23 protein-coding genes, 1 pseudogene and 1 riboswitch are annotated in these 24469 nt (G+C 31.6%); of the genes and pseudogenes, 11 read left to right on the forward strand and 13 right to left on the reverse strand.

What is annotated here, in order from left to right; all coding sequences use genetic code 11:
* Positions 1–5 precede the first annotated feature (5 nt).
* Both sucB and HMPREF2663_RS05425 read left to right on the forward strand, forming a co-directional pair.
* Positions 6–1268, forward strand: a complete 1263-nt coding sequence (sucB, locus tag HMPREF2663_RS05420; protein ID WP_002476124.1) for a dihydrolipoyllysine-residue succinyltransferase — start codon at positions 6–8, stop codon at positions 1266–1268.
* A gap of 141 nt (positions 1269–1409) precedes the next feature.
* A complete protein-coding gene (locus HMPREF2663_RS05425) occupies positions 1410–2240 on the forward strand; it encodes an ATP-binding cassette domain-containing protein (RefSeq protein ID WP_002446423.1) in 831 nt (276 codons plus the stop codon).
* A gap of 829 nt (positions 2241–3069) precedes the next feature.
* Here HMPREF2663_RS05425 and HMPREF2663_RS05435 read toward each other — a convergent pair.
* A complete protein-coding gene (locus HMPREF2663_RS05435) occupies positions 3070–3243 on the reverse strand; it encodes a hypothetical protein (protein ID WP_001831077.1) in 174 nt (57 codons plus the stop codon).
* A 200-nt stretch (positions 3244–3443) separates the two neighbouring features.
* On the opposite strand from HMPREF2663_RS05435, the gene HMPREF2663_RS05440 reads away from it, so the two are divergent.
* The 5 genes from HMPREF2663_RS05440 (at position 3444) to brnQ (ending at position 8882) form a co-directional block, all read left to right on the forward strand.
* Positions 3444–4253, forward strand: a complete 810-nt coding sequence (locus HMPREF2663_RS05440) for a VOC family protein (protein ID WP_002491006.1) — start codon at positions 3444–3446, stop codon at positions 4251–4253.
* A gap of 24 nt (positions 4254–4277) precedes the next feature.
* Positions 4278–4481 (forward strand): DUF6501 family protein, encoded by a 204-nt coding sequence (locus HMPREF2663_RS05445; protein ID WP_001831030.1) that lies wholly within the window; start codon positions 4278–4280, stop codon positions 4479–4481.
* A 177-nt stretch (positions 4482–4658) separates the two neighbouring features.
* Positions 4659–5450, forward strand: coding sequence for an ATP-binding protein (locus tag HMPREF2663_RS05450; protein ID WP_002473573.1), 792 nt, complete (start codon positions 4659–4661; stop codon positions 5448–5450).
* Between the two features lie 12 nt (positions 5451–5462).
* A complete protein-coding gene (locus HMPREF2663_RS05455; RefSeq protein WP_002486102.1) occupies positions 5463–7352 on the forward strand; it encodes a vWA domain-containing protein in 1890 nt (629 codons plus the stop codon).
* A 186-nt stretch (positions 7353–7538) separates the two neighbouring features.
* Positions 7539–8882 carry a branched-chain amino acid-like transporter carrier protein BrnQ3 gene (gene brnQ / locus HMPREF2663_RS05460; protein ID WP_002457648.1) on the forward strand — a complete coding sequence of 448 codons (1344 nt, stop codon included), beginning with the start codon at positions 7539–7541 and terminating at the stop codon, positions 8880–8882.
* A gap of 75 nt (positions 8883–8957) precedes the next feature.
* Here the strand turns inward: brnQ and HMPREF2663_RS05465 are convergent, their stop codons facing one another.
* The 3 genes from HMPREF2663_RS05465 to HMPREF2663_RS05475 are packed head-to-tail and all read right to left on the reverse strand — an operon-like array spanning position 8958 to position 11046.
* The gene (locus HMPREF2663_RS05465; protein ID WP_070845933.1) at positions 8958–10088 is read right to left on the reverse strand and encodes a toxic anion resistance protein; all 1131 of its coding nucleotides are present in this window, start codon (positions 10086–10088) and stop codon (positions 8958–8960) included.
* Positions 10089–10110: 22 nt separating this feature from the next.
* Positions 10111–10737 carry a 5-bromo-4-chloroindolyl phosphate hydrolysis family protein gene (locus tag HMPREF2663_RS05470; protein ID WP_002495747.1) on the reverse strand — a complete coding sequence of 209 codons (627 nt, stop codon included), beginning with the start codon at positions 10735–10737 and terminating at the stop codon, positions 10111–10113.
* A gap of 39 nt (positions 10738–10776) precedes the next feature.
* Positions 10777–11046 carry an acylphosphatase gene (locus HMPREF2663_RS05475; protein WP_001831190.1) on the reverse strand — a complete coding sequence of 90 codons (270 nt, stop codon included), beginning with the start codon at positions 11044–11046 and terminating at the stop codon, positions 10777–10779.
* Positions 11047–11204: 158 nt separating this feature from the next.
* Between HMPREF2663_RS05475 and msaA the strand changes: the two genes are divergently transcribed.
* The 3 genes and pseudogenes from msaA to HMPREF2663_RS12270 all read left to right on the forward strand — a co-directional run.
* Complete coding sequence (gene msaA, locus HMPREF2663_RS05480) at positions 11205–11513, forward strand: regulatory protein MsaA (RefSeq protein WP_002446415.1); 309 nt, start codon at positions 11205–11207, stop codon at positions 11511–11513.
* A 180-nt stretch (positions 11514–11693) separates the two neighbouring features.
* Entirely contained in the window at positions 11694–11894 is a 201-nt protein-coding gene (gene cspA / locus HMPREF2663_RS05485; protein ID WP_001831260.1) for a cold shock protein CspA, read from the forward strand.
* A 418-nt stretch (positions 11895–12312) separates the two neighbouring features.
* Positions 12313–12513 (forward strand): annotated as a pseudogene (locus HMPREF2663_RS12270) (hypothetical protein); the annotation flags it as partial.
* Positions 12514–12644: 131 nt separating this feature from the next.
* On the opposite strand, the gene lysA reads toward HMPREF2663_RS12270, so the two are convergent.
* From lysA to HMPREF2663_RS05535, 9 genes are all read right to left on the reverse strand, one after another.
* A complete protein-coding gene (gene lysA / locus HMPREF2663_RS05495; RefSeq protein ID WP_058702925.1) occupies positions 12645–13910 on the reverse strand; it encodes a diaminopimelate decarboxylase in 1266 nt (421 codons plus the stop codon).
* Positions 13911–14984: an alanine racemase gene (locus HMPREF2663_RS05500; protein ID WP_002476122.1), complete on the reverse strand. Its 1074-nt coding sequence runs from the start codon at positions 14982–14984 to the stop codon at positions 13911–13913. It abuts the gene before it with no gap.
* Between the two features lie 5 nt (positions 14985–14989).
* The gene (locus HMPREF2663_RS05505) at positions 14990–16141 is read right to left on the reverse strand and encodes an amidohydrolase (RefSeq protein ID WP_070845935.1); all 1152 of its coding nucleotides are present in this window, start codon (positions 16139–16141) and stop codon (positions 14990–14992) included.
* 156 nt (positions 16142–16297) lie between these two features.
* Positions 16298–17020, reverse strand: a complete 723-nt coding sequence (dapD, locus tag HMPREF2663_RS05510; RefSeq protein WP_002490004.1) for a 2,3,4,5-tetrahydropyridine-2,6-dicarboxylate N-acetyltransferase — start codon at positions 17018–17020, stop codon at positions 16298–16300.
* Between the two features lie 21 nt (positions 17021–17041).
* Positions 17042–17764, reverse strand: a complete 723-nt coding sequence (dapB, locus tag HMPREF2663_RS05515; protein WP_002476108.1) for a 4-hydroxy-tetrahydrodipicolinate reductase — start codon at positions 17762–17764, stop codon at positions 17042–17044.
* A complete protein-coding gene (gene dapA, locus HMPREF2663_RS05520) occupies positions 17764–18648 on the reverse strand; it encodes a 4-hydroxy-tetrahydrodipicolinate synthase (protein ID WP_002489989.1) in 885 nt (294 codons plus the stop codon). Before dapA ends, dapB begins: the two co-directional genes overlap by 1 nt.
* Before the next feature lies 1 nt (position 18649).
* A complete protein-coding gene (locus tag HMPREF2663_RS05525; protein ID WP_070845937.1) occupies positions 18650–19639 on the reverse strand; it encodes an aspartate-semialdehyde dehydrogenase in 990 nt (329 codons plus the stop codon).
* Positions 19640–19709: 70 nt separating this feature from the next.
* A complete protein-coding gene (locus HMPREF2663_RS05530) occupies positions 19710–20942 on the reverse strand; it encodes an aspartate kinase (protein ID WP_023474081.1) in 1233 nt (410 codons plus the stop codon).
* Between the two features lie 53 nt (positions 20943–20995).
* A riboswitch (Lysine riboswitch) is annotated at positions 20996–21175 on the reverse strand.
* 344 nt (positions 21176–21519) lie between these two features.
* Positions 21520–23127, reverse strand: a complete 1608-nt coding sequence (locus tag HMPREF2663_RS05535) for an ABC-F family ATP-binding cassette domain-containing protein (protein WP_070845939.1) — start codon at positions 23125–23127, stop codon at positions 21520–21522.
* 210 nt (positions 23128–23337) lie between these two features.
* Here HMPREF2663_RS05535 and cvfB point away from each other — a divergent pair, with 210 nt between their 5' ends.
* Complete coding sequence (cvfB, locus tag HMPREF2663_RS05540; RefSeq protein WP_002489980.1) at positions 23338–24234, forward strand: RNA-binding virulence regulatory protein CvfB; 897 nt, start codon at positions 23338–23340, stop codon at positions 24232–24234.
* The last annotated feature ends 235 nt before the right edge of the window (positions 24235–24469 follow it).

Below are 24469 nucleotides of genomic sequence, written 5' to 3' on the forward strand. Positions count from 1 at the left end.
TAAGTATGGCAGAAGTAAAAGTTCCAGAATTAGCAGAATCAATCACAGAGGGTACCATTGCAGAATGGTTAAAAAATGTAGGCGATAATGTAGATAAAGGTGAAGCTATCTTAGAACTAGAAACAGATAAAGTTAACGTCGAAGTAGTTTCTGAAGAAGCTGGGGTATTATCAGAACAATTAGCCGAGGAAGGCGATACAGTTGAAGTAGGTCAAGCTGTAGCTGTAGTAGGAGAAGGACAAGTAAACACATCTAGCGATAGTTCTAACGAATCTTCACAAAAAGATGAAGCTAAAGAGAAAGAAACGCCAAAACAATCTAATTCGAATTCTAGTGAAAGTAAAAATACACAAGATAATAGCCAACAACGTATCAGTGCAACACCATCTGCACGTCGACATGCACGTAAAAATGGCGTTGATTTAAGCGAAGTATCCGGAAAAGGCAATGATGTTTTAAGAAAAGATGATGTTGAAAATAGTCAAAAATCTTCGAGTGAAACAGCTAAAAGTGAAAGCAAATCACAAAACAGTGGTTCTAAACAAACCAATAACAATCCATCAAAACCTGTTATTCGTGAAAAAATGTCTCGACGCAAAAAAACTGCTGCAAAAAAATTATTAGAAGTATCAAATCAAACAGCTATGCTTACTACATTTAATGAAGTTGATATGACAAACGTTATGGATTTACGTAAACGTAAAAAAGAGCAATTTATCAAAGACCATGATGGTACTAAATTAGGATTTATGTCCTTCTTCACTAAAGCTGCCGTTGCAGCTCTCAAAAAATATCCTGAAGTAAATGCTGAGATAGATGGCGATGATATGATTACTAAACAATTTTACGATATCGGCATTGCAGTATCCACTGACGATGGATTACTCGTACCATTTGTTAGAGATTGTGATAAGAAAAATTTTGCAGAAATTGAACAAGAAATCGCTAATTTAGCCGTAAAAGCTCGTGATAAAAAATTAGGCCTTGATGACATGGTTAACGGTTCGTTTACCATCACTAATGGCGGTATCTTTGGCTCAATGATGAGTACACCGATTATAAATGGTAATCAAGCAGCTATCTTAGGTATGCATTCAATTATTACACGCCCAATTGCAGTTGATAAAGATACAATTGAAAATCGTCCAATGATGTATATCGCATTAAGCTATGATCATAGAATCATCGATGGGAAAGAGGCTGTAGGATTCTTAAAAACCATTAAAGAACTCATTGAAAATCCTGAAGATTTATTACTTGAATCATAATTTGGAACCTAACATACTTAAAAAACAACGACGTAAATCGTCGTTGTTTTTTTGTTTAATATGCACTAGGTATTAGGAAAATTGAACTATTTATTGATAGAATATATATTAAACGTATACTATATTTATTAGGAGTAAAAAATGTCACTTAGTGCTATTGAAGGAGTTCACATTACAAAACAATTTAATAAGCAAAACATACTTAATGATTTAAATTTTAGAGTACCGAAACATTCAATAACGTTAGTAAATGGTAAAAATGGTTCAGGTAAAAGTATAACTTTAAAAATTATTGCTGGTTTAATTACTCAATTTGATGGATCATTATTAATAAATGGCAAAATTAGTTATGCTGTAGATATCTTTCCTAATAATTTAAGTTTAACGATTAACGAATATTTTGAATTTCTATTAAAAGTTCATTCTAATAATCAAACTAAAGTCAAACTTAATTACCTTATAAATCATCTTAAATTATCGTCATTTTTGAACCAAAAATTAAAAGACTGTTCAAAAGGTACAAAGCAGAAAGTCAATGTTATTCAATGTTTAATTAAAAACGCTGACATATATATTTTAGATGAACCATTTTCTGGATTAGATCAGAATGCTACAAAATTTCTGATAAATTATCTAGAGTGGTTAAAATTATCATCAACAATTATTTTAACATCTCATGAATTGAATCAACTTATAAATATTACTACGCATATCTTAAATATTGAAACAGGTATTTTTTATATTAACGATATAAATAAAAATCATTTAGTAGTTACTTCAAAACTAATTGTAGTTAAAAATGATTCTGTTACAATTAACTTACTAAAAGAAATACAAAATCAAAAAATTACATATACTGACAATAACAAAATATCCATCCAAACTAATCAAAACGATTTGAATTTAGTACTGAAACAATTAATCGTGCATAACTGTGAAATTCTTGAGATTAAGGATGTGAAAAACTTTTGATTGCATTTACACAATATCAGTTTAGAAATTATTTTAAATTTTATCAATTTATACCACCTATACTCTTCTTTGTGATATGGATCATCATTCAATATTTATACAAAGGTCAACCTATTCTTTCTAGTTATGCATCTAGCAGTATAGGCTTATTGATTATCTCGTGTTGGTTAACTATTAGCATTTGGAATTTAGAATCTTTGAACGAAAAATATTTGCTCTTTACCCAATTAGAATCTAAATTACTTTTTCTCATTAGTAAGTGGTTTTTCATATCTTTAATTCATTTAATGTTAATTTTACTATCTTTATTCTACCCATTAATACTAAATAGGTTTTCCGAAGATATTACTCTCAATCAATATATAATCGCACTAACGTTACATATTGTTGTAAGCATTATTGGGATGCTCATTTCTACTTTAATTCATAATATTAATTTCTTATCTTATAAGTACACTTTCCTATTTATAGCGCTTATAATAATTGTTAGTCTCAGTCGTCCTTCTTTAGTACAATCATATTCATTACTGAATTATATATTATGGGCAGTTCCTCCAATTGGAGATTTAATTACACTTTTTAAATCTGATACCCCTGATAATGCTATGTTGCTAATAAAAACTTTTACTATCTTTATTTATATTATAATCTTAATTGGTTTAAATATTATGATTTTCACTAAATCAGATCAAAAGTAATTTTAAATATAAGAATCGTTCATTCTAATAAAAAACTAAAAATAGTATCGAATGCAAATAAAAATACCTGTGAAGAAATTAAATAGCACCGATTTCTTTACAGGTAAACTATAACTTTTTAAATTCATCCATCATTGAGCAAGAAATATAACTTCTATAATCGCTAAGATAATAAACACAACAAATGCGATAGTAAAATATTTAAATCTTGGTTGTTGTTTATGATTTAAATTTGTAAATACCTCAATTGCGGAATAAACTGCTATTAGTACAGTAACTGCAAATATAATCCATAAATTAGACATACTCATGCCTCCTTGATTACTTCTTTAATTACATTTTAATACATACAAAATATTTAGCCAATCTGTATGTTTTATTTTTCTAATAAATAATAAATCAACAATAAATAAATATCTATCTTTATATGAGTGTTCATCATATTCAAGTGTTACAAAATACGTTATAATGTTATCTGTAAAGATAAATAGAGGAGTGTCAGTTAATGAGTGGACTTAGAAGTGTCACTTTAGGAACAAACGATTTATCTAAAACGAAAGAATTATTTAACCACATCATTGGTTTACAACATTCAACTAAAAATGAACATGCCATAAGATTTGGTGACGCTAATTTAAGTCCTGGAACGCGTGTTCACTTTGTTGAGGTTCCAGAGGAAGATTATAAAAATCCACACATAGATAGTGTTGGACTTAGAACACCTTCTGATTCTGGATTAGTAGAATATCAAACTATTTTTGACAAGTTTAATATATCCTATAGTTCAATCACTGAACTTAATGGACTTAAACATTTCACTTTTAAAGATCATAATCAACAAAAATTTGATATTTATTCTAACGAGTTAAATACGGGTATAGGCTTAGGTATGCCTACTTTCGATAGTCCTGTTAACCCTTTACATCAAGTCCAAGGCTTAGGTCCAGTCATTATTAAGGTGAACGAGTTATCTGTCACCACTTCAATTCTCACACAAGTATTTCAATTAGATTTATTTGCTGAATATCTTCCACATGAAGATGCACAACAACCTATTCAAGTGTTTCGTATAGGTGAAGGTGGTCTTGGTGGTGAAATCCATTTATTTGAAAGCGATGAAGATATTCAAATGAATACACACGGGCCTATTGAGCAAGTGGAATTCTCTACAAGTGATACTCAATTGTATCTGCAAGCAAAAAACCGTTTGGATGAGATAGGTGTTCCATATCAAACCCTTGAACAGGATACTTCAGAATCTCTTAGAATCACTGAAAATAGTGGCATTTCATTTATTTATACACTTGAAAAGTAAATATGATTTAAGGATGGTTATTACATGTTACATGAAACTTGGAAAGAACGTACACCAATTAAAAAAGTAGAAGTGACAAATACTGATGCCAAAAAATTTACAGTTGCAGATATGCTAACTATCGGCAAACAGTATGATGTTATTAACGAAACTGAAGAATATTATCAAATTATAGATAATTCAGGTTTAGTAGGTGGCTATTACAAAGACTACTTCAAAGAGATATAATTTAATCTCTTTCAACTAAATACGTTATCATTGCAATGGATATATTTTTCAATCATCAGTTTACATTAACTCAATAATGACTAAATAAGTCATTTATTTTAATCATTTTAAATAAGACTAAGACTATGCACCAAAAACTAATGTCTTAGTCTTTTTTAACATTAAAGGATGGGAATTATGGTACAAACAGTTTACAAAAATTCAGATCAAACAGTTTTTGAGGATGCTAAAGCTTTATTTCAATTAAATAAGAACATACTACTAAAAGGGCCAACAGGATCAGGAAAAACCAAGCTTGCCGAAACGTTAAGTCACGTTATGAAATTACCTATGCATCAAGTTAATTGTTCAGTAGATCTAGATACTGAAAGCTTATTAGGTTTTAAAACAATTCAAACTAATGAAGAAGGCCACCAAGAAATTGTCTTCATTGATGGTCCTGTAATAAAAGCAATGAAAGAAGGTCACATTTTATATATAGATGAAATTAATATGGCAAAACCGGAAACATTACCTATACTTAACGGTGTATTAGATTATCGACGTCAATTGACAAACCCTTATACTGGTGAAGTGATTAAAGCAGCTCCTGGATTTAATGTAATTGCTGCTATTAATGAAGGTTATGTAGGAACATTACCAATGAATGAGGCTTTAAAAAATAGATTTATCGTCATAGAAGTAGATTATATCGATGGTGACATTCTTAAAACAGTCATTAAAGAGCAAAGTAAATTACAAGATGAACAATTGATTCAACATATCATTAAATTTAACGAAGATTTACGTACTATGACCAAGCAAGGTCAAATTTCTGAAGAGGCTGCAAGTATTCGAGCTTTAATCGACCTTAGTGATTTAGCAACTGTCATGCCTATTGAACGTGCGGTACAACGTACAATTATTGATAAATTAGAGGATGAGCGAGAACAACAAGCGATACTTAACGCTATCGAGCTTAATTTTTAAAGAGGGATAAAAATGAGTGATCGTTTTATAAAATTCAACGATGAACAATTAGATGCAAAACAAGTAATGATGTTACAAGACTTAGCACGTTTACTTTTAAAAAATGAACAAACACAAGTTAAAATACAAAAATTCCCTTACTATAATCCTTATAGTAATACACTCATTGCGAGTTGGTTTTGGTCTCATAGACCGAAACATATTGAACAAGCTGGACTGAAAACAGATGTCTTACTCGCAACGTATGGATATCTGAATATGGATCTTTCAATCATCAATCAAGTTTTACACAACAATGATTTCGAACACCCTAAGTTCTTTCATCAATTATTTAAACTTTTAGAGGATGTACGTATATTTGAACATATTAGACAACAAAGACCTAGCACTACAAAAATGATTGATTTACGCATAGAAACACGATTATCTTTCACAGAATCTCAAATTAATTTTTACAAAACTAAAACTGTATATACTGATTTACTTTTTCTTTATTTAGAGCATGCATTTTTAAGTCAAAACTTTTTTAATATTCCATCCATACATCCAGCATTTGATGACATTTTAGTTCATATGTATCAGTACTTACCAAATATTTTTCAGAATCATACATCAGAAGATAATATGTATTTAGCAGAACGTATCATGTATCAAGTGGATGATTTATTAAAGGAAGATATGCTAAATGAATATTACTACTTACCTCAAAAATTATATGAAGATATTTATGCAGATAGTTTTGAAGACTTAAAACGTACAGATGCGAGCAATACTGATGGTAAAGATAATCATCAGACAGAGGAAGATGTAGAAACAGCTGAAGCTGAAACAAAAGCCGCAGACAGTGAGTCTAAAGGCGGGGCATATTTAGAAATGGAGCTACATGAGGGTGAAAACAGTGAAGTTATGGCTGATAATGATACGGCTCGAGAAGGTGACAGCACTGATGATATGACTGATATGATGACCAAAAAAGGTAAAGGGTCAGAAAATACACTTGATCACGATGAAGGTGGATTTACAGGACAAAACCAGACTTTTGCTTTAAAAGGCATTAATAAAGACGTAAGTATTGAATGGAATATCCCTGATATTACACCGCAAAATGTGATAGATTATCAATATTCAAAAAATGATGTACAGTTTGAAATTAAAGATTTAATACAAATTATCGAAAAGACCATCGACAGAGAACATGAAGATGAAAGACACAATTTAACAAAGGGACGCTTACAAAAAGACCTTATTAATTGGTTTATTGATGATCAATTTAAGTTATTTTACAAAAAACAGGATTTAAGCAAGACTTTCGATGCAACATTTACATTACTCATCGATGCATCAGCGAGTATGCACGATAAAATGGATGAAACGATCAAGGGTGTCGTTTTGTTCCATGAAACTTTAAAATCTTTGAATATTAAACATGAAATACTAGCATTTAATGAAGATGCTTTTGAAGCTGACGAACGTCAACAACCAAATATCATTGATGAAATCATTAATTATAATTACTCTATCTTTGAAAAAGAAGGCCCACGTATCATGACATTAGAACCTCAAGATGATAATCGTGATGGCGTAGCTATCAGAATTGCGAGCGAGCGTTTATTACAAAGAAGTCATGAACAACGCTTTTTAATCGTATTCTCAGATGGAGAACCGTCTGCATTTAATTACAGTCAAGATGGTATTTTAGATACGTATGAAGCTGTTGAACGTGCGCGCAAATTTGGTATAGAAGTATTTAATGTCTTTCTTAGCCAAGAGCCAATTACTGAAGACATCGAACAAACCATTCATAACATATATGGCCAATTTGCTATATTTGTCGAAGGCGTGGAACATTTACCGAGTCACTTATCACCATTACTAAAAAAATTGTTACTTAAATCTTTATAAAAGTTAGTTTATCAATTCAAAATTTCTAACTTGTAACTTCATTAATATAAATCATTACGTATTTTTGACGAAGTAATTACATCAATTGTATAATGTTTTAATTTTCTGAAATTTTATATAGACTAATATTTCTTTATTATGATAGAATATTGAATGTTGCATTATTAGATAAAAAGGAGCAGCATTATGAATAAAAATACGTGGATTATAGGCTTTACTTTATTCGCTATGTTTTTTGGCGCAGGTAACCTTATATTTCCAACACAACTTGGACTCGAAAGTGGTCATTTCTTTTGGCCAGCCATACTAGCCTTTGCACTTACGGGTATTGGATTACCGCTTCTTGGCGTTGTGGTAGGCGCGCTTGATAAACATGGTTATATTGGGTCTTTTAATAAAATATCACCACGATTTTCATTAATATTTTTGATTATCATCTATCTCACTATAGGACCATTATTTGCGATACCACGTACAGCTTCAACTTCATTTGAAATGACTGTTACTCCTATTGCACATAATAGTGGGAATTTAGCATTATTTATTTTTACAGTAATCTATTTTTTAATCGTTCTTTATTTATGCTTGAATCCTAATAAGATGATAGATCGTATTGGTTCATTACTTACACCTTTATTACTTATTACCATTGTCGCTATGATCATTAAAGGTTTTGTAGATTTTGGTGGACATTCTTCAAATTACGGCATGACAAATGCTTATCATTCCAATTTAAGTGGATTTTCACAAGGATTTACACAAGGTTACCTTACAATGGATGCTATTGCTTCTATTGCGTTTTCAATGATTGTTGTTAATGCGATTAAAACAACAGGAATACAGCATGCTGATAAAATCTTTAAACAGACCATTATTGCTGGTCTCATAGCTGCAATCGCATTAGTATTTATATATATTTCGCTAGGGTACATAGGCAATCATATCAATATTCCTTCAGATACTCTAAAGGAATTGAAAGCTAAAGATCAAAATATAGGGACGTATTTACTCACAACAATGGCAACGAAGGGCTTTGGTACTTTCGGAAAATACTTACTTGGTATTATCGTATCATTAGCATGTTTAACTACTGCTTGTGGATTAATCGTATCAGTAAGTGAATATTTCCATAGAATAATACCTAAGATACCTTATAAAGTATTTGTGGTGTTTTTCATTTTAGTTAGTTTCATTTTAGCTAACCAAGGACTTAATTCCGTAATTAAAATGTCAGTCCCTGTACTCAGTGTAATCTATCCAGTGGCTATTACAGTTATTTTGTTAATACTCATTGCTCGCTTCATACCTACAAAACGTATTGCACAACAAATACCGTTAATTATTGTAGCAATTGAATCAATCTTAAGCTTAATAACGACACAAGGGTGGATACGTATTTCATTTATAGATAGTTTACCTTTAAAAGAATATTCACTTGAATGGTTCCCAATTGCTGTTGTAGCAACTCTTGTTGGTTACATGATTAGTTATTTTGTTAAACAATCTAACATTGTATATCAAAAAGAATAAGTAAATTTAAAATAAAAAGCACTCGTCAAATAAGTGATAGACTAAATCTAAATCACATGTGACGAGTGTTTTTTATTATTTGCGCATAGATAATAGATGCTGCTTCAAATCTTGTTCTAATTCATTAAGTTCCTTCTCTGCAACTTGACGTTTCTGCCTACCATCTTCTTGAATTTGAAGTGTTTGTTCAATTGTTTCAATAATGTCATTTTGTGTTGTCTTTAACGTTTCGATGTCAACGATGCCACGCTCATTCTCAGCTGCCGTTTCAATAGCGTTTTTCTTTAACATTGACGCATTTTGAGTAAGTAACTCATTCGTAGTATCGGTAACCGAACGTTGTGCTGAAACAGCATTTCTTTGTCTCATCAAAGTAAGGGCAATAGCCATTTGATTTTTCCATAAAGGAATACTTGTTAAAATTGAACTTTGAATTTTTTCGGCTAAAGCTTGGTTGACATTTTGTATCATACGGATTTGAGGTGCAGTTTGAATAGCAATTTGCCTAGATAATTGTAAATCATAAATGCGCTTATCTAAACGATCAACAAACTGTTCCATATCAGCAGTTGCCTGAATATCCATTTGATTACCAGTTTGATGCGCCTTTTCTCGTAACTGGGGTATGGTTTCTGTCAATATTTCTTTTTTCTTTTTCTGAGCCGCTAAGATATATAAAGAAACGTTATCAAAATAAGTTTTATTTTCCTGATATAATTGATCAAGAAATTCAACATCTTTAGTTAACTGATCTTTATATTTTTCTAATTGAATAGTAATACGATCAATTTGAGAACTTACAGATTGCATTCTAGAAAACACTTCATTAATAGAAGCTTTAGTACGTTTAAATAAACGCTTTAATCTAGATTGTTTTTCTGGATTTATGTCATTTGGATTTACAGATTTTAATTTTCCCATTAATTGACTTAAAGTTTCCCCAACTGGTCCCATATCTTTTGATTGAACGTCATCTAAAATTTGATGAGAAAAATGAGACATCTTTTGTTGAAGATTAGCACCGTATTTTAATAATCCTTCATGGTTAAGTGGCTCAATTTGCTCACTTATTGATTTAATTCTTTGTTTATCATTTTCAGTTAATTGCATTTCAAGATCTTCAGCGATTGTATGATGATCAGTTGATTGATTATCCATATAGTAATCAAGTGGATGTGACCGATTACTACTTTGTTCACTTACCATCTCACTCATCTCTCCATTTCTATTAATTATTATGTCGACGTTGCTGTTCTAATCTATTTAATTCTATTTCAACATCTAGTCGCTCATAATCTTCCTCATTAAGCCTTTTAAGATCAGCAATGAGCGTTCTTTTTATTTCATCTAGAGTAATACGTGTTTGTTCTAATTTTAGCTTTTCATCTTGCGACTTACGTGGCATTCTTGCAAGACGTGTATACGAGTCTACTAAGTTAAGGGCATTATCTAAATGAGAATAGAAAAAGCTTTCAACTTTAAAAAACATCGCGGGTCTTTGCTTAATGCTTGTATGAATAGAACGAGAAATTCGATATATATCATTTACTTGTCTAAAATCTTTGATTGAACGAATATTAATAAATGACTTTAAGATAGTTCTAATTTTAGTATGTGCATGATGAAGCTGTGATTGAACATATCTGTAATCTCTTCTTGATAAACCAATTTCATTAAGATACTTTCGTGAAGTGAGCCTTTGCGTAGGGAAGTATGATGCAATGAAACTACCAAAACTGATAAGCATGTCTATAATGAATGATAAATCCAACGCAAAAACAGTAATAAGCCAAACAATAAAGGCCACTGGTATACCCACTAACACTCCAAATATACGTGAAATGTTATATCTCAAGTGTCATCTTCCTTTATATTAAAGTCTTATATTATAAACCTAAATTGTCTTAAACTCTGATAAAGATTCATCAAGGTCTAATTCTTCAATATTGTAATTAGACACTTGTGAAGCCGGTGAAGCACCTTGGATCACAGAATCAATAAACTGTTCTAATTCTGTATCGTCGCCCTGAGCATATATATCTACATAGTCCTCAACATTTTGGACTGTACCTTTAATATTAAATTGATGAGCAATACGTTGCGTGTAAAATCTAAATCCCACACCTTGTACTGTACCAAAAACTTGAATATGTTTACGTTGCATAAAATCACCTCTTGTCTTTATTATACGTATTTTAATTGTAAAAAACTAATATTTGCTATTCAAAAAATTGTTTATATCACAAGGCTTGAAACTTGATTTTAAAACATGAAAAGTTAAAATTATTGTTGTAGCTTTATAGTAGGGAAGGGGAAATTATTATGTGGACAGTAGTCAAGATCAGGGCTGACTACGAAGGTTGGTGGCTATTTGATGATTGGCCACAAAAAATTGTGGAGCAATCAGAATTTACTACATACGAACAAATGATGGAGTATTACATAAATGTACTAAACCATAGTAAGAAATGTTACGACAATTATGTAGTAGGGAAGTATAATATACATGCTTTTTACAACAATTGTGATTTAAACTTTTGTGAAGACTGTGAGGAAGATTTACAAATATTTTATAGTTTTATTATTTTAAAAAATAATGAGGTTTATTTTAATCTTCCAAAAATAGATTGAATGATAATTTTCTATAATTGTATTGCAATTTAGCTATGACTAAACTATAATGATTATTAAGCAATTGTTTTATTCCATATTGCAAAGAATATTTGATTTATATTAGATTTTAGACATGTATTTTTTGTAATATGCGAATAATGCATATTGAAAGAATTTAGTCTTGGAGGTTTCAGAGTTATGAAACAAGGTACAGTTAAATGGTTTAATGCCGAAAAAGGTTTTGGTTTCATCGAAGTTGAAGGAGAAAACGACGTATTCGTACACTTCTCAGCAATTAACCAAGAAGGATACAAATCATTAGAAGAAGGTCAATCAGTTGAATTTGAAGTAGTTGAAGGCGATCGCGGTCCTCAAGCTGCAAACGTTGTTAAACTATAATAAATAGATTGTAATCATTGACTTTAACTAACACCTTACCAAGCAGTAAGGTGTTTTTTATATCAATACATACCGTATCACAGAAAGAAATTAATTTTAATTTCTTTCTGTTTTTTATGCCCAAAATAAGAATTATGACTATCTCATTATTTTTTTGCATGTCTGTGTTTAAAGAAAAGCATAACTTCTCCAAAACTTTCATTAAATAATATAGTCTACAATATAATTATTTATCGATTTATTATTTTAAGCTCTTTATAATATAAGTAATAAGTAGGGGAAAGGAGATATTGTTATGCCAAATCCTTTTAAATTATTGCAGGTTTCAATTGGTCGTTTTTATTTTGGTTACCGTGGTCGTTTCATTAAATGGTAAATTTTAAAATTGAAAAATTAAGACTAAATAATTTATTCATATATCAGTATGATTTTATGTTATGTGGTCATAAAGATTACAGACAATATTAATAAAATCAAGTTTTTCCCTTCAAATTTCACAAATTTAGATACCGATAAAAGTTTTATTTTAAACTTATCAATAATGAGCTCTATTACTATTGTTTATATAATCATTATTTACCTCTTAGCAATTAGTATTTTCAGAAAAATTCAATTTTAAATTTCATTTAATTTAAAGTAAGTAAAAACGCCTCGGATAGATATACTGAACCTATCCAAGGCGTTTTTAAATAGTTTTTAAGCGAAATCATATTGATAGTAGATGCGCTTTTACTCGCTCACTTTTTAGAATTATTTTGTATCATTAATAATTAATTGTCTCAATGATTGACGTTTAATCACTTCACGTGCTTTTCCATCTTTCAAGAAAAATACTGAAGGTTTTTGCATTTGATTATAATTTGAAGCCATTGAATAATGATACGCACCAGTAGAAAGTACTGCTAGATAATCACCTCTATGAACAGAAGAGGGTAATTGAGCATCTCGTACGATAATATCACCAGATTCACAGAGTTTACCTGCAATTGTTACAGATTCATTAGCTTTTTCATTTCTGTTAACTAACAACGCCTCATACTGTGCACCATAAAGTGCAGTTCGTATGTGATCACTCATTCCGCCATCAACTGATACATATTTATTAACTCCAGGAATATCTTTAATTGTACCAACCTCATATAAAGTGATACCTGCTTCTCCAACAATTGAACGGCCAGGTTCTATCCCAATTTCAGGAATATTGTACTGCAATGCTTGCGCAGTTTCTTTAATAGCTTCAGTAATTTCAGATATTCCTTGCTCAATAGGGAAACTTTCATCTCCTTCGACATATTTAATTCCGAAACCACCGCCTATGTTTAGTAAACTCACTTCAATTCGTTCACTTGCTAACCAATTAAGCACAATTTTAGCTGTCTTAATCATCGCCTCAGTGCCTTCGATTTGAGAGCCAATATGGAAATGTATACCTTTAAGTTGCAAATGTTTCGTTGCTTTTACTTTATTAACTGCATTTAATGCTAGACCGTGTTTGATTGATAATCCAAATTTACTATCTTCCTGTCCAGTTTGAATAAATTCATGTGTATGTGCTTCAACACCAGGGTTCACACGTAATACAACATCCACATTACTATCAGCATATTTATCAATAAGATCTATTTCCTCGAGCGTATCCACTACAAAATAACCAATCTGATTATCTAATGCATATTGAATCTCGCGTTTCGTCTTGTTGTTCCCATGGAAGTGAATACGTTTCGAATCAAATCCTGCTTCAAGAGCAGTATAAAGTTCACCTTCAGAAACAACATCTAATTGTAAATTTTCTTCATCAATTAATTTGACCATCTGAATACATGTGAAAGCTTTTGAGGCATAAGATATATTGTAGTTTAAACCACTTGCTTCAAATGCTTTATGATATCGTCTTATCTGATTACGAATTTGGTCTTCATCGTAAACAATCGAGGGTGTACCAAAACTTTGTGCAATAGTTTTTAAGCTTGTACCTCCCATTGTCAGTTCGCCGTTATCGTTATAATTAACTACCATTTATAAATACTCCTTTATAAGAGAATCGTGATTCATTGCGCTTAATTGTTCTGAATTTGCGCCAACACCTTTAAATGTAAATTCATCTATGCGTATATCCTTATTATATAATATGACTTCGTCTTGTGCATGAACTTCGTCATCAACTTCAATAAACATATGACTCATCATTAATGCTCTAATTGGATATCTCTTACCATTAATTATAGCTTCGTGTTTTGCTCTTGATTTTAGAATACCATCGCCATAACCTATATCAACAACAGCTAATTGAGTGTGGTCATTCTTTACTTCGAAGGCGAAACTATATCCACAATAATCACCTTTATTTACATCACGAACTTGTATAACATTACCTTTAACAGTCAAAGATTGAGTAATGCGTTCTTCATTTATAAGACTATATGGTCTTGAACCATAAAGGGCAATTCCAACTCTAGCATGAGTGTGATGAGGAAGTAACATTTGATTCTCACGAAAATAACTTGCACTATTTTGTGAATGTATCATATCAAAATGATAATTTTCATTTAAAAGTGTATTTATCAAGTTTAACCAAGCATCACGTTCCATTTTATATTCATCTACGTCAAATTCGTCTGCATAGCCAAAATGCGTCCATATTCCTGAAATAATCATTTTATCTTGATTATTTTGATCATGATCTTTTAAAACTTCACGTATTTCTTCGATATTTCTAAAACCAGAACGATGTAATAAATTTTCATATTCTAAATGTACATGAATGCCTTTTAAATCTTGTTTATATTTATAATAATAGTTTAAAGAGGGGAGTGTCATATGAATATCATAACGTTTTACTAAATCAAAATCATAAACAGGATTCATTAAAAATATAGTTGCTTCAGGTGCTATTTTTCTAACTCGTATAGCTTCATTTAATGAAGTTGTGCTAAATGTATTAATTTCCGCTTTTAAAAATGTTTTCACTGCAAACTCAAGTCCATAATGATATGCATTGTTTTTTACAACTGCCATTATTGGTTCGTTATTTTTTACTTTTACTGCATTCTGATAAAATGCTTCTGTATCTAATGACCAAATTGCTGTCAATTGCTTTACACCTCTTTATAATTTCTTAACAAATGCTCGTAATAATTTACAACGTCAATTAATATTTTCTCATCAAAATTAAGATGTGCAGTATGAAGACCAGTCACAAAACCTTTTTCCTTGTTTTGAGTACCAACAAATACAAAATATGAAGGGGCAAGTTGTTGACCATAAAAACTAAAATCTTCACCGAACAGGAAGGGGAGCTTTTTTTCAACAACTTCTAAATTTGCACCTTCTATAGCATTCTCAACGGCTTGACGTAATTGTGGATGATTCATTGTTGGTGGATATCCTTCTTCAAATTTAACCTCACATTCAACATTAAATAATAATTGAACACTTTCCGCTATTTTATGCATTTGGTGTTTTACAATAGCCAAATCTTCAGTGTCATATGTACGAATAGTACCTTCAAGATAACCATGACTCGGTACTGTATTAATAGCTTCACCAGCTTCAAAATGACCCATATGAATAATGTTACGTTTCAATCCATTCAAATGAAACTGTTGGATTTGACCGATTTGACTTAAGACATGTTGTAACCCCTCACCACATGAATGACCTTGCTCCTTATCAGCAACATGACTAGATAATCCTTTTAAAAAGAAGCGATATTCAGTGGCACTTGCAGTGATTTCTTCATCCCGAATTACAATTTTACCTTCTTTTTCAAACGGATTAACGTGAAAACCAAATACCGCTTCAATAGGGTACTTGTCAAAAGCGCCAGCTTTGATTAAGCGATTAGCTCCTCCACCAGTTTCTTCGGCAGGTTGAAATATAAACACTACATTATGAGGTAATTCAGATTTGTCATACAATGCTTTACACCTTTTAACAAAAAGCATAAGTGCTGTCGTATGTCCATCATGACCACACGCGTGCATGATGTGATCATTTTTACTTTTAAAATCAATATCATTTTCTTCATAAATTGGTAACGCGTCTATATCTGCTCTGAATGCAATAGTGTGATGACTATTACCTTCCAAATAAGCAATAACACCAGTTTTAAGTGGTCGGTCGTAAGGTACGCCTAAATCCTCTAAAAATGATGTTATATACGATGTCGTCTCAAATTCATGTAAACTTAATTCTGGATATTGATGTAAATGTCTTCTGTGCAATGTAACGAATTCTAACTCGTTCATAAAATCATCCATCCCTTGTATAACTATTTCATTAATATTTCAATGTGTATCATTCTATAATAAAAAGGCGAAATGAATGATTAATGCATCCTATATAAATTAATCATTGGATTCCACCTTGAACATATTTTTTATCTACACAATTATTCTATGTCGTTATTCATTATTTAATTTACGCAGTGCAGACACAATCTCACGTTTTGAGTCTTGAACTTCTGAAGTTTGTTTAATTACTTTAGCAGGCGTACCAGCAACTACAGCACCAGCTGGCACATCTTGAGTTACAATTGCTCCAGCTGCTACAATAGCTCCTGCACCAACGCGTACACCTTCAAGAATAACAGCATTTGCTCCAATTAAAACATTGTCTTCAATGACAACTGGGGAAGCACTTGGAGGTTCAATGACACCAGCTAAAACAGCTCCTGCACCAACATGAACATTTTTTCCTGTTGTAGCTCGGCCACCAAGTGTTGCGTTCATGTCTATCATTGTTCCTTCACCTACAATAGCTCCAATATTAATCGTAGCACCCATCATAACCACAGCACCATCTTCAATGATAGCTTGCTCACGAATAAACGCACCTGGCTCAATACGAGCATTTGTGTTTGTTAAATCTTTAAGCGGTATAGCTGAATTACGACGATCCATCTCAATTTCTAATTCAGTGATTAATGAATGATTTTGTTGATAAAATTGTTTCCATTCATCTGCTTCACAGAAAATTACTTTTGAATGTTCTGAGCCAAAAACTTTAAAAGATTCTGGAAATGTCACATTTGTAAAATGACCATTTACATAAACTTTGAGTGGTGTTGATTTCTTAGCATCGCTAATATATTGAATGATTTCTTGAGCTGATAAATGTTGTACCATAATTTGAATAACTCCTTTGATTTATAGATTATTAAAAGTATAAAAACCTGGGTTTTTGTGAATTAATTTTTCTGCAGCGCCAATGGCACCATTTGCAAAGATATCTTTTGATTGTGCTCTATGTGAGATAGTAATTGTTTCATCAGTACCTGCAAATAAAATGTCATGTTCCCCGACAATCGTACCACCACGAACAGCATGTATACCTATCTCATCATGTGTACGCTTCTCAGTTTTTTCGTGTCTATCATAAACAGGTGAGACATTGTCACGTAATTCTTTAATGACATCATACAATTTAACTAATGTGCCACTAGGAGCATCGACTTTTTTATTATGATGCGCTTCTGTCAGTTCGATATCGAAATCTTCGAGTAAGGGAACTGCAGTTTCTAATATTTTAGTTAATGCATGGACACCATAACTCATATTTGCACTAAAAAATACAGGTGTTCTTTGACTTAGCGTTTCCAATTTTTGTATTAACGTTTCTTTTTCACCTGTAGTTGCGATGACAAGAGGCAGATTGAATTGTTCTTCTAATAGAGGAAAGAGCAATTCAGGATTTGAAAAGTCAATAGCAACATCAGCTTCTTTACATTCACTAATGTGTTTATATTGAGAATAAGGTGTCGATGATTTTGGAGTTCTGTCTATGACTCCAACAATTTCATGACCTTTATCTTCAGCTAATCGTGCAACTCTTTGATTCATTGCACCATATCCAATTAGTAGTATGTTCATTATTGTTCACCTGCTTTAAATTGTTCAAATGCTCTTTCAACTTGTTTACATTGTGCTTCTTCTAGAGGCACTAATGGTAATCTCACTTCGTAATGACCATAACCCAAATATGCAGTTAGAACTTTAATAGGTATTGGGTTAACGTCAAGTGACAACGCTTCTAACAATTTTTCAATAGGTTTAAAGTAATTAGTAATATCGGTTTCATTTTGTCTATTATCATATAAATATTGAAATTCTTGTGGAATTACATTCGCAATTACAGAGATGACACCATTACCTCCACGTTGATAGAACTTCACAACATTGTCGTCATTCCCACTATATAATGCAAATTCATTTGCATTAATACGTTGTTTTACTTCATCAAAATACTCAAAATCATTTGTCGCATCTTTTAAAGCAACGATATATGGATTATGACTGAGAATTTCAACTGTTTCTGGCTCTATCGTCATGTTTGTTCGTGAGGGCACATTGTAAAGAATTACTGGTAATTTCACTTCATTTGCGATTGTCTCAAAATGTTGAATTAAACCACGCTGATTCGTTTTGTTGTAATAGGGCGTAATCAACATGACCGCATCTGCACCAATTTCTTTAGCACGTATTGAAGCTTGAATTGATTTATACGTATTATTAGTGCCAGTACCCGCAATAACAGGAACGCTATGATTTACGAGTTTAACTACTGTTGCCAATACTTTCTCTTTTTCTTCGTCAGTTAATGTAGGACTTTCTGCTGTAGTGCCATTCACTATAATTGCTTGGATATTGTTATCTAAAAGAAATTGAACATGTCTTTCTAATGCGTCGAAATCAACCTCATTATTGGTAAAGGGAGTCGCTAATGCTACACCAACGCCTTCAAACATGTGTGTCATATTATCTTGCCCCTTTCAAAGTTAAAATTTGTTCTAATACTTGAACTGCATTTAATGCTGCGCCTTTGAGTAAATTATCAGAGGTACACCATACGTGAAATGTATTTTCAAGAGAGTCATCTCGGCGAATACGTCCTACAAATACTTCATCTTTGCCAGTAGAATGAATGGCTAATGGATATTCATTTTTACTTGGATTATCTACAAGAACAACACGTTGATCTTGTGCAAATAATTCTTGTATCTCTTTAACTGTAGTATCTTGATTTAAAGTCACATCGATTTCAATACTGTGACTATCTTGTACTGGTACACGTACACATGTGGCAGTTACTTTTAAGTTTTGGTCGTTAAGAATTTTTTTCGTTTCATCAATCATTTTTTGTTCTTCTTTTGTATACCCATTTTCAAGAAAAACATCTATATGTGGTAATACATTATTGTAAATTGGATAGGGATATGCTTCAGGTTCTTTTCCATTAGCGCCTTCAGTTAAATCTCTTTTACCTTTAACACCAGAACCTGATACAGCTTGATAAGTCGTATAAGCGACACGTTTTAATCCATATGCATCTTGCAAAATTTTAAGAGGTACAACTGATTGAATTGTTGAGCAATTTGGATTAGCAATAATGCCACGTGTAAATTGAGGCTCATTCACTTCTGGAACAATTAAATCGACATCTTCAGCCATTCTCCATTGACTTGAATTATCAATAACAATGGCTCCAGCCGCCTCAAATAGTGGGGCAAAGTGCTCACTTGTGCTACCTCCCGCACTCATTAAAACATAATCAAAATGTTCACTTGCTGCTTCATCAGTTAATTCTTGAACAGTATACGTTTGTCCTTGAAATTCAACTTTTTTTCCTGCTGAGCGAGCAGAAGAAAATAATACTAATTCATCAAAAGGTATTTGTTTTCGATCTAGTGTCTCTAACATTTTTGTTCCAACTAATCCTGTTGCTCCAGCTACTGCTAATCTTGTCATAATTAATAGTCACTCCATTCTTAATATTAGTAATTTTTAGAAAATTTATAATAAATATATCACATGAATGCTAAATTTCGAAGGCATGATACAATTCTTCTACTGCTTTTTCACCATTTTCTTCGTCTATCACATAAGATATGCTAATTTCCGATGTCGTCGTTTGATAAAATGGAATGTCTGAATTGATAAGCGTCATAAAAGCTTTTGATGCTACTCCTGACATATCTCTCATACCTGATCCAATTAAAGATATTTTGACATATGCTTCATTAATTTTATAATCAAGTGCTGAGAAGTGTGTGGATAAATTTTCCAAAATTGAAGAAATTTGATGTGCATCACTATCTTTAATTGAAAAAGATAATTGTAAACCTTCTAAATTTACAATTTGAGAAATCATATCAACATTTACAGATTCTTCTTCCAATGCGGTAAACAATTGTGTTAGTAACTGATTATCCGGTAGGGGATAACTTATCGTGACGTGCATCATGTGTGTATCCAATGCAACACCAGTTACTGCTTTTTTTTCTAATAAATCACTTTTAGACATAATCCATGTTCCTTTCATATTTGATAAAGTTCTTCCTAAGTAAAGAGGAATATCATAATTCTTGGCTAATTCAACACTTCTCGTTTCAAGTACACCTGCACCAAGCGCACTCATTTCCATCATTTCCTCATAAGAGACATATTCTAAACGCTTCGCTTCATTTAGTATTCTAGGATCTGTTGCATACACACCATCAACGTCAGTATAAATTTCACAAGGTATCTGATTGCTTGCTGCTAAAGCTACAGCTGTAGTATCAGAACCACCTCGTCCAAGTGTAGTAAGTTCGAAATCATCGTTTATACCTTGAAATCCAGCTACAACTAAAATGTCATGATCTTTAAAAGCCTCATCAAAAATATTGGGATTAATTTCTGCTATTTTACTTTTTAAGTGATGTCCTACAGTCTTAATGCCAGCTTGATAACCTGTCATTGCTTTAGCATTTACACCTATGTCATTAAGTACCATAGAAAGGTAAGAAACCGTTTGTTGTTCACCAGTTGTTAATAGCAATGCGAGTTCTTGATCTTTAGGGGTAGAAGTAAGACTTGATACATTATTCATCAATTGATCAGTTGTCTTACCCATAGCACTAACAACAACGATTAATTCCTCACCATCTTCAATGCGTGTTTTAAGCATTTCAGCGATATTTTTTATTTTTTTAAAATCACTGACGGAAGAACCGCCAAATTTTAAAACGCTTCTATTCAATTTCAGTCCTCCTATAATTAGAGGAGACATACACAGTATAAAAAAGAACAAGTTCGGAATGCCGAACTTGTTCTACATTTATGTACAAGTGATGCACTCCATTATTTAATAATAATGACAAACTTATAGCTCTTAACCATTAAGTCCAACGATTCATAACTGCTATTATGAATCATTTCGGCATCTCACCCTTTTAACTCTATAATTGTTAGCAGACAAATTATCTAAAGTTTACTCATGATTGATGCGCCTCATCAAAATCTTATTCAATTGATATGTTTTCATTATACATAGACAATATATCTATGTAAACCAATATTTTAGATTTTTAAAAATATACTGAAAATTTACGTGTGAATTCACATGATAAGTAATTTTTATAAATTTAATACGCTTATTACAAATTAAACACCTTATCTAGTTTTTAAGTATTAGTATTTAAAAGTATGTATTTTTAATTTTTGATCAATATTAAAAGTTTATAACTGAAACGATAACAATATTAATCTAATACCCATAACAACCGAATAAAGATTAAATGATATAAACAAAGAGTCTGAGACTTTGATAAATGTCCCGGACTCTTGTATAAATGTTAAAACAATTATTAATTATTTTGTAATACGCCAATTTCTTGTAAGTATTCCTCATAAGGTACTTCTTTAGAAAGGGCACCAGCTTGATTCAAGTCAATCACTCGATTTGCGATTGTATTAATAAATTCAAAATCATAAGAAGTGAAGATGATAGAACCTTTAAATGATTTTAATCCATCATTTACAGCAGTGATACTTTCCAAATCTAAATGGTTTGTTGGCTCGTCAAGTAAAAGTACATTAGCACTTGATAGCATCATTTTACTTAACATGCAACGTACTTTTTCTCCACCTGAAAGCACGCTTGCTTTTTTCTTAACTTCCTCACCACTAAATAACATGCGTCCTAAGAAACCACGTAAAAATGTTTCAGTTTGTTCGTCTTCTGGGGCGTATTGACGTAACCATTCAACTAGATTCATATCGACATCATCAAAGAATTCAGAGTTATCTTTAGGGAAGTAACTTAAAGATGTCGTTACGCCCCATTTAAATGTACCTTCATCTGGTTCCATTTCTCCAGCTAAAATTTTTAACAATGTTGTTTTAGCAATTTCGCTATCACCAACTAAAATAGCTTTATCATTAGGATTCATAGTGAATGAAACATTGTCTAGTACCTTTTCGCCGTCAATTGTTTTAGAAAGATTTTCTACTGTAAGTAAATCATTTCCAATTTCACGTTCAGGGGTAAATTTCACGTAAGGGTATCTACGAGATGATGGCTGGATATCGTCTAATTCAATTTTTTCTAATTGTTTCTTACGACTTGTTGCCTGTTTAGATTTAGAAGCATTTGCTGAGAAGCGTGCGATGAAATCTTGTAACTCTTTCATTTTTTCTTCTTTTTTCTTATTTTGTTCTTGTGCCATTTTTTGTGCTAATTGACTTGATTGATACCAGAAATCATAGTTACCAACATAAAGTTTAATTTTGCCAAAGTCTAAATCAGCTATATAAGTACAAACATTATTTAAGAAGTGACGGTCATGCGAAACGACAATGACAGTATTTTCAAAATTAATTAAAAAGTCTTCTAACCAACTTATTGCTGGTATATCTAAACCATTGGTAGGCTCATCTAGTAAAAGAACGTCAGGATCACCAAATAAACTTTGAGCTAACAATACCTTAACTTTTTGATTATTTTCAAGTTCAGACATATTTTTATCATGTAAGTCAGGTTCTATGCCTAATCCTGATAATAAATTAGCGGCATCAGCTTCAGCATTCCAACCGTTCATTTCTGCAAATTCTCCTTCAAGTTCTGCAGCACGAATACCGTCTTCATCGTTGAAATCAGGTTTCATATAAATTTCATCTTTCTCTTTCATCACTTGATACAAACGTTCGTGTCCTTTAATCACAACATCTAAAACACGTTCATCTTCATAAGCAAAATGATCTTGTTTTAATACAGCCAAACGCTCGTCTTTACCTAGAGATACATGACCAGTCTGTGAATCAATTTCGCCTGATAAAATCTTTAAGAATGTAGATTTTCCAGCACCATTTGCACCAATTAATCCATAACAATTACCCTCTGTAAATTTTATATTTACATCTTCAAATAGTTTACGATCACCAAAACGTAAACTTACATCAGTTACTTGTAACATTCATCTGCTCCTTTTTGGTTATTCTAACGGAGAAATTATATCATATAATAATTAGAGTTTCGACCTGACAATTAAGCTAATGATAGAATAAGTAACTCATGTTATAATTAATAAGAATTTTATAGATACGAATATAGTTTATTAAGTTAAATCTAACTATTTAAATAGAAAAAAGTAAATGAAAGTGAATAATAGATTAAGGAGAATAGAATGGCATTAGATAAAGATATAGTAGGTTCAATAGAATTTTTAGAAGTTGTAGGATTACAAGGGTCAACATATTTACTTAAAGGGCCAAATGACGAAAGTGTCAAACTCAATCAGTCAGAAGTTGCTGATGAAGATGATTTTGAAATAGGTGAGGAATATAGTTTTTTCGTTTATCCAAACCGATCAGGCGATTTATTTGCGACTCAAAACATGCCTGATATTACAAAAGATAAATATGATTTTGCTAAAGTTATAAAAACCGATAGAGACGGTGCACATATCGACGTAGGACTTCCTCGTGAAGTCTTAGTTCCATGGGAAGATTTACCGAAACTTAAAGAACTTTGGCCTCAAGCAGGTGACTACTTGCTAGTTACTTTAAGAATAGACAGTACGAATCAAATGTTTGGACGATTAGCTAGTGAAACGATTGTTGAGTCGATGTTCACGCCAGTAAATGACGATAGTAAACAAAACGAATATATTTCTGCACGTGCTTATAGATTACTCAGAGTAGGTAGCTTCTTATTAAGTAATGAGGGTTATAAAATTTTTGTTCACGAATCAGAACGCAAACATGAGCCAAGGTTAGGTGAAGAAGTAGAGGTCCGAATTATAGGTCATAATGAAAAAGGTGAATTAAATGGGTCATTTTTACCATTAGCTCATGAACGTCTTGATGATGATGGACAGGTCATATTTGATTTACTTGTTGAGTATGATGGTGAATTACCTTTTTGGGATAAATCTAGTCCTGATGCAATCAAAGAAGTATTTAATATGAGTAAAGGCTCGTTTAAACGTGCAATTGGACATTTATATAAGAAAAAGATAATCAATATAGAAACAGGAAAAATCACTCTTACTAAAAAAGGGTGGAGCCGTGTCGATGATTAAAGAGGATGAAATCCATTAATACACTTAATTAATGTAGAGATAGAAAGTAATTCTTATTGAATTCGTTATCTCATCATGAAAATAAGCTCTAAATTACAGTATTTATAGCATTCTATATTTTGGAAAACTTGACTGACAATAAAAAATTTAATAATAGCGTACTTTTAATTAATTTAATCATAATATTACCTATACGTTATACACACTTGAGATATCAACTGATAACTCAAGTGTT

It is taken from the genome of Staphylococcus sp. HMSC077D08, from assembly GCF_001837945.1.
GTDB lineage: Bacteria > Bacillota > Bacilli > Staphylococcales > Staphylococcaceae > Staphylococcus > Staphylococcus epidermidis.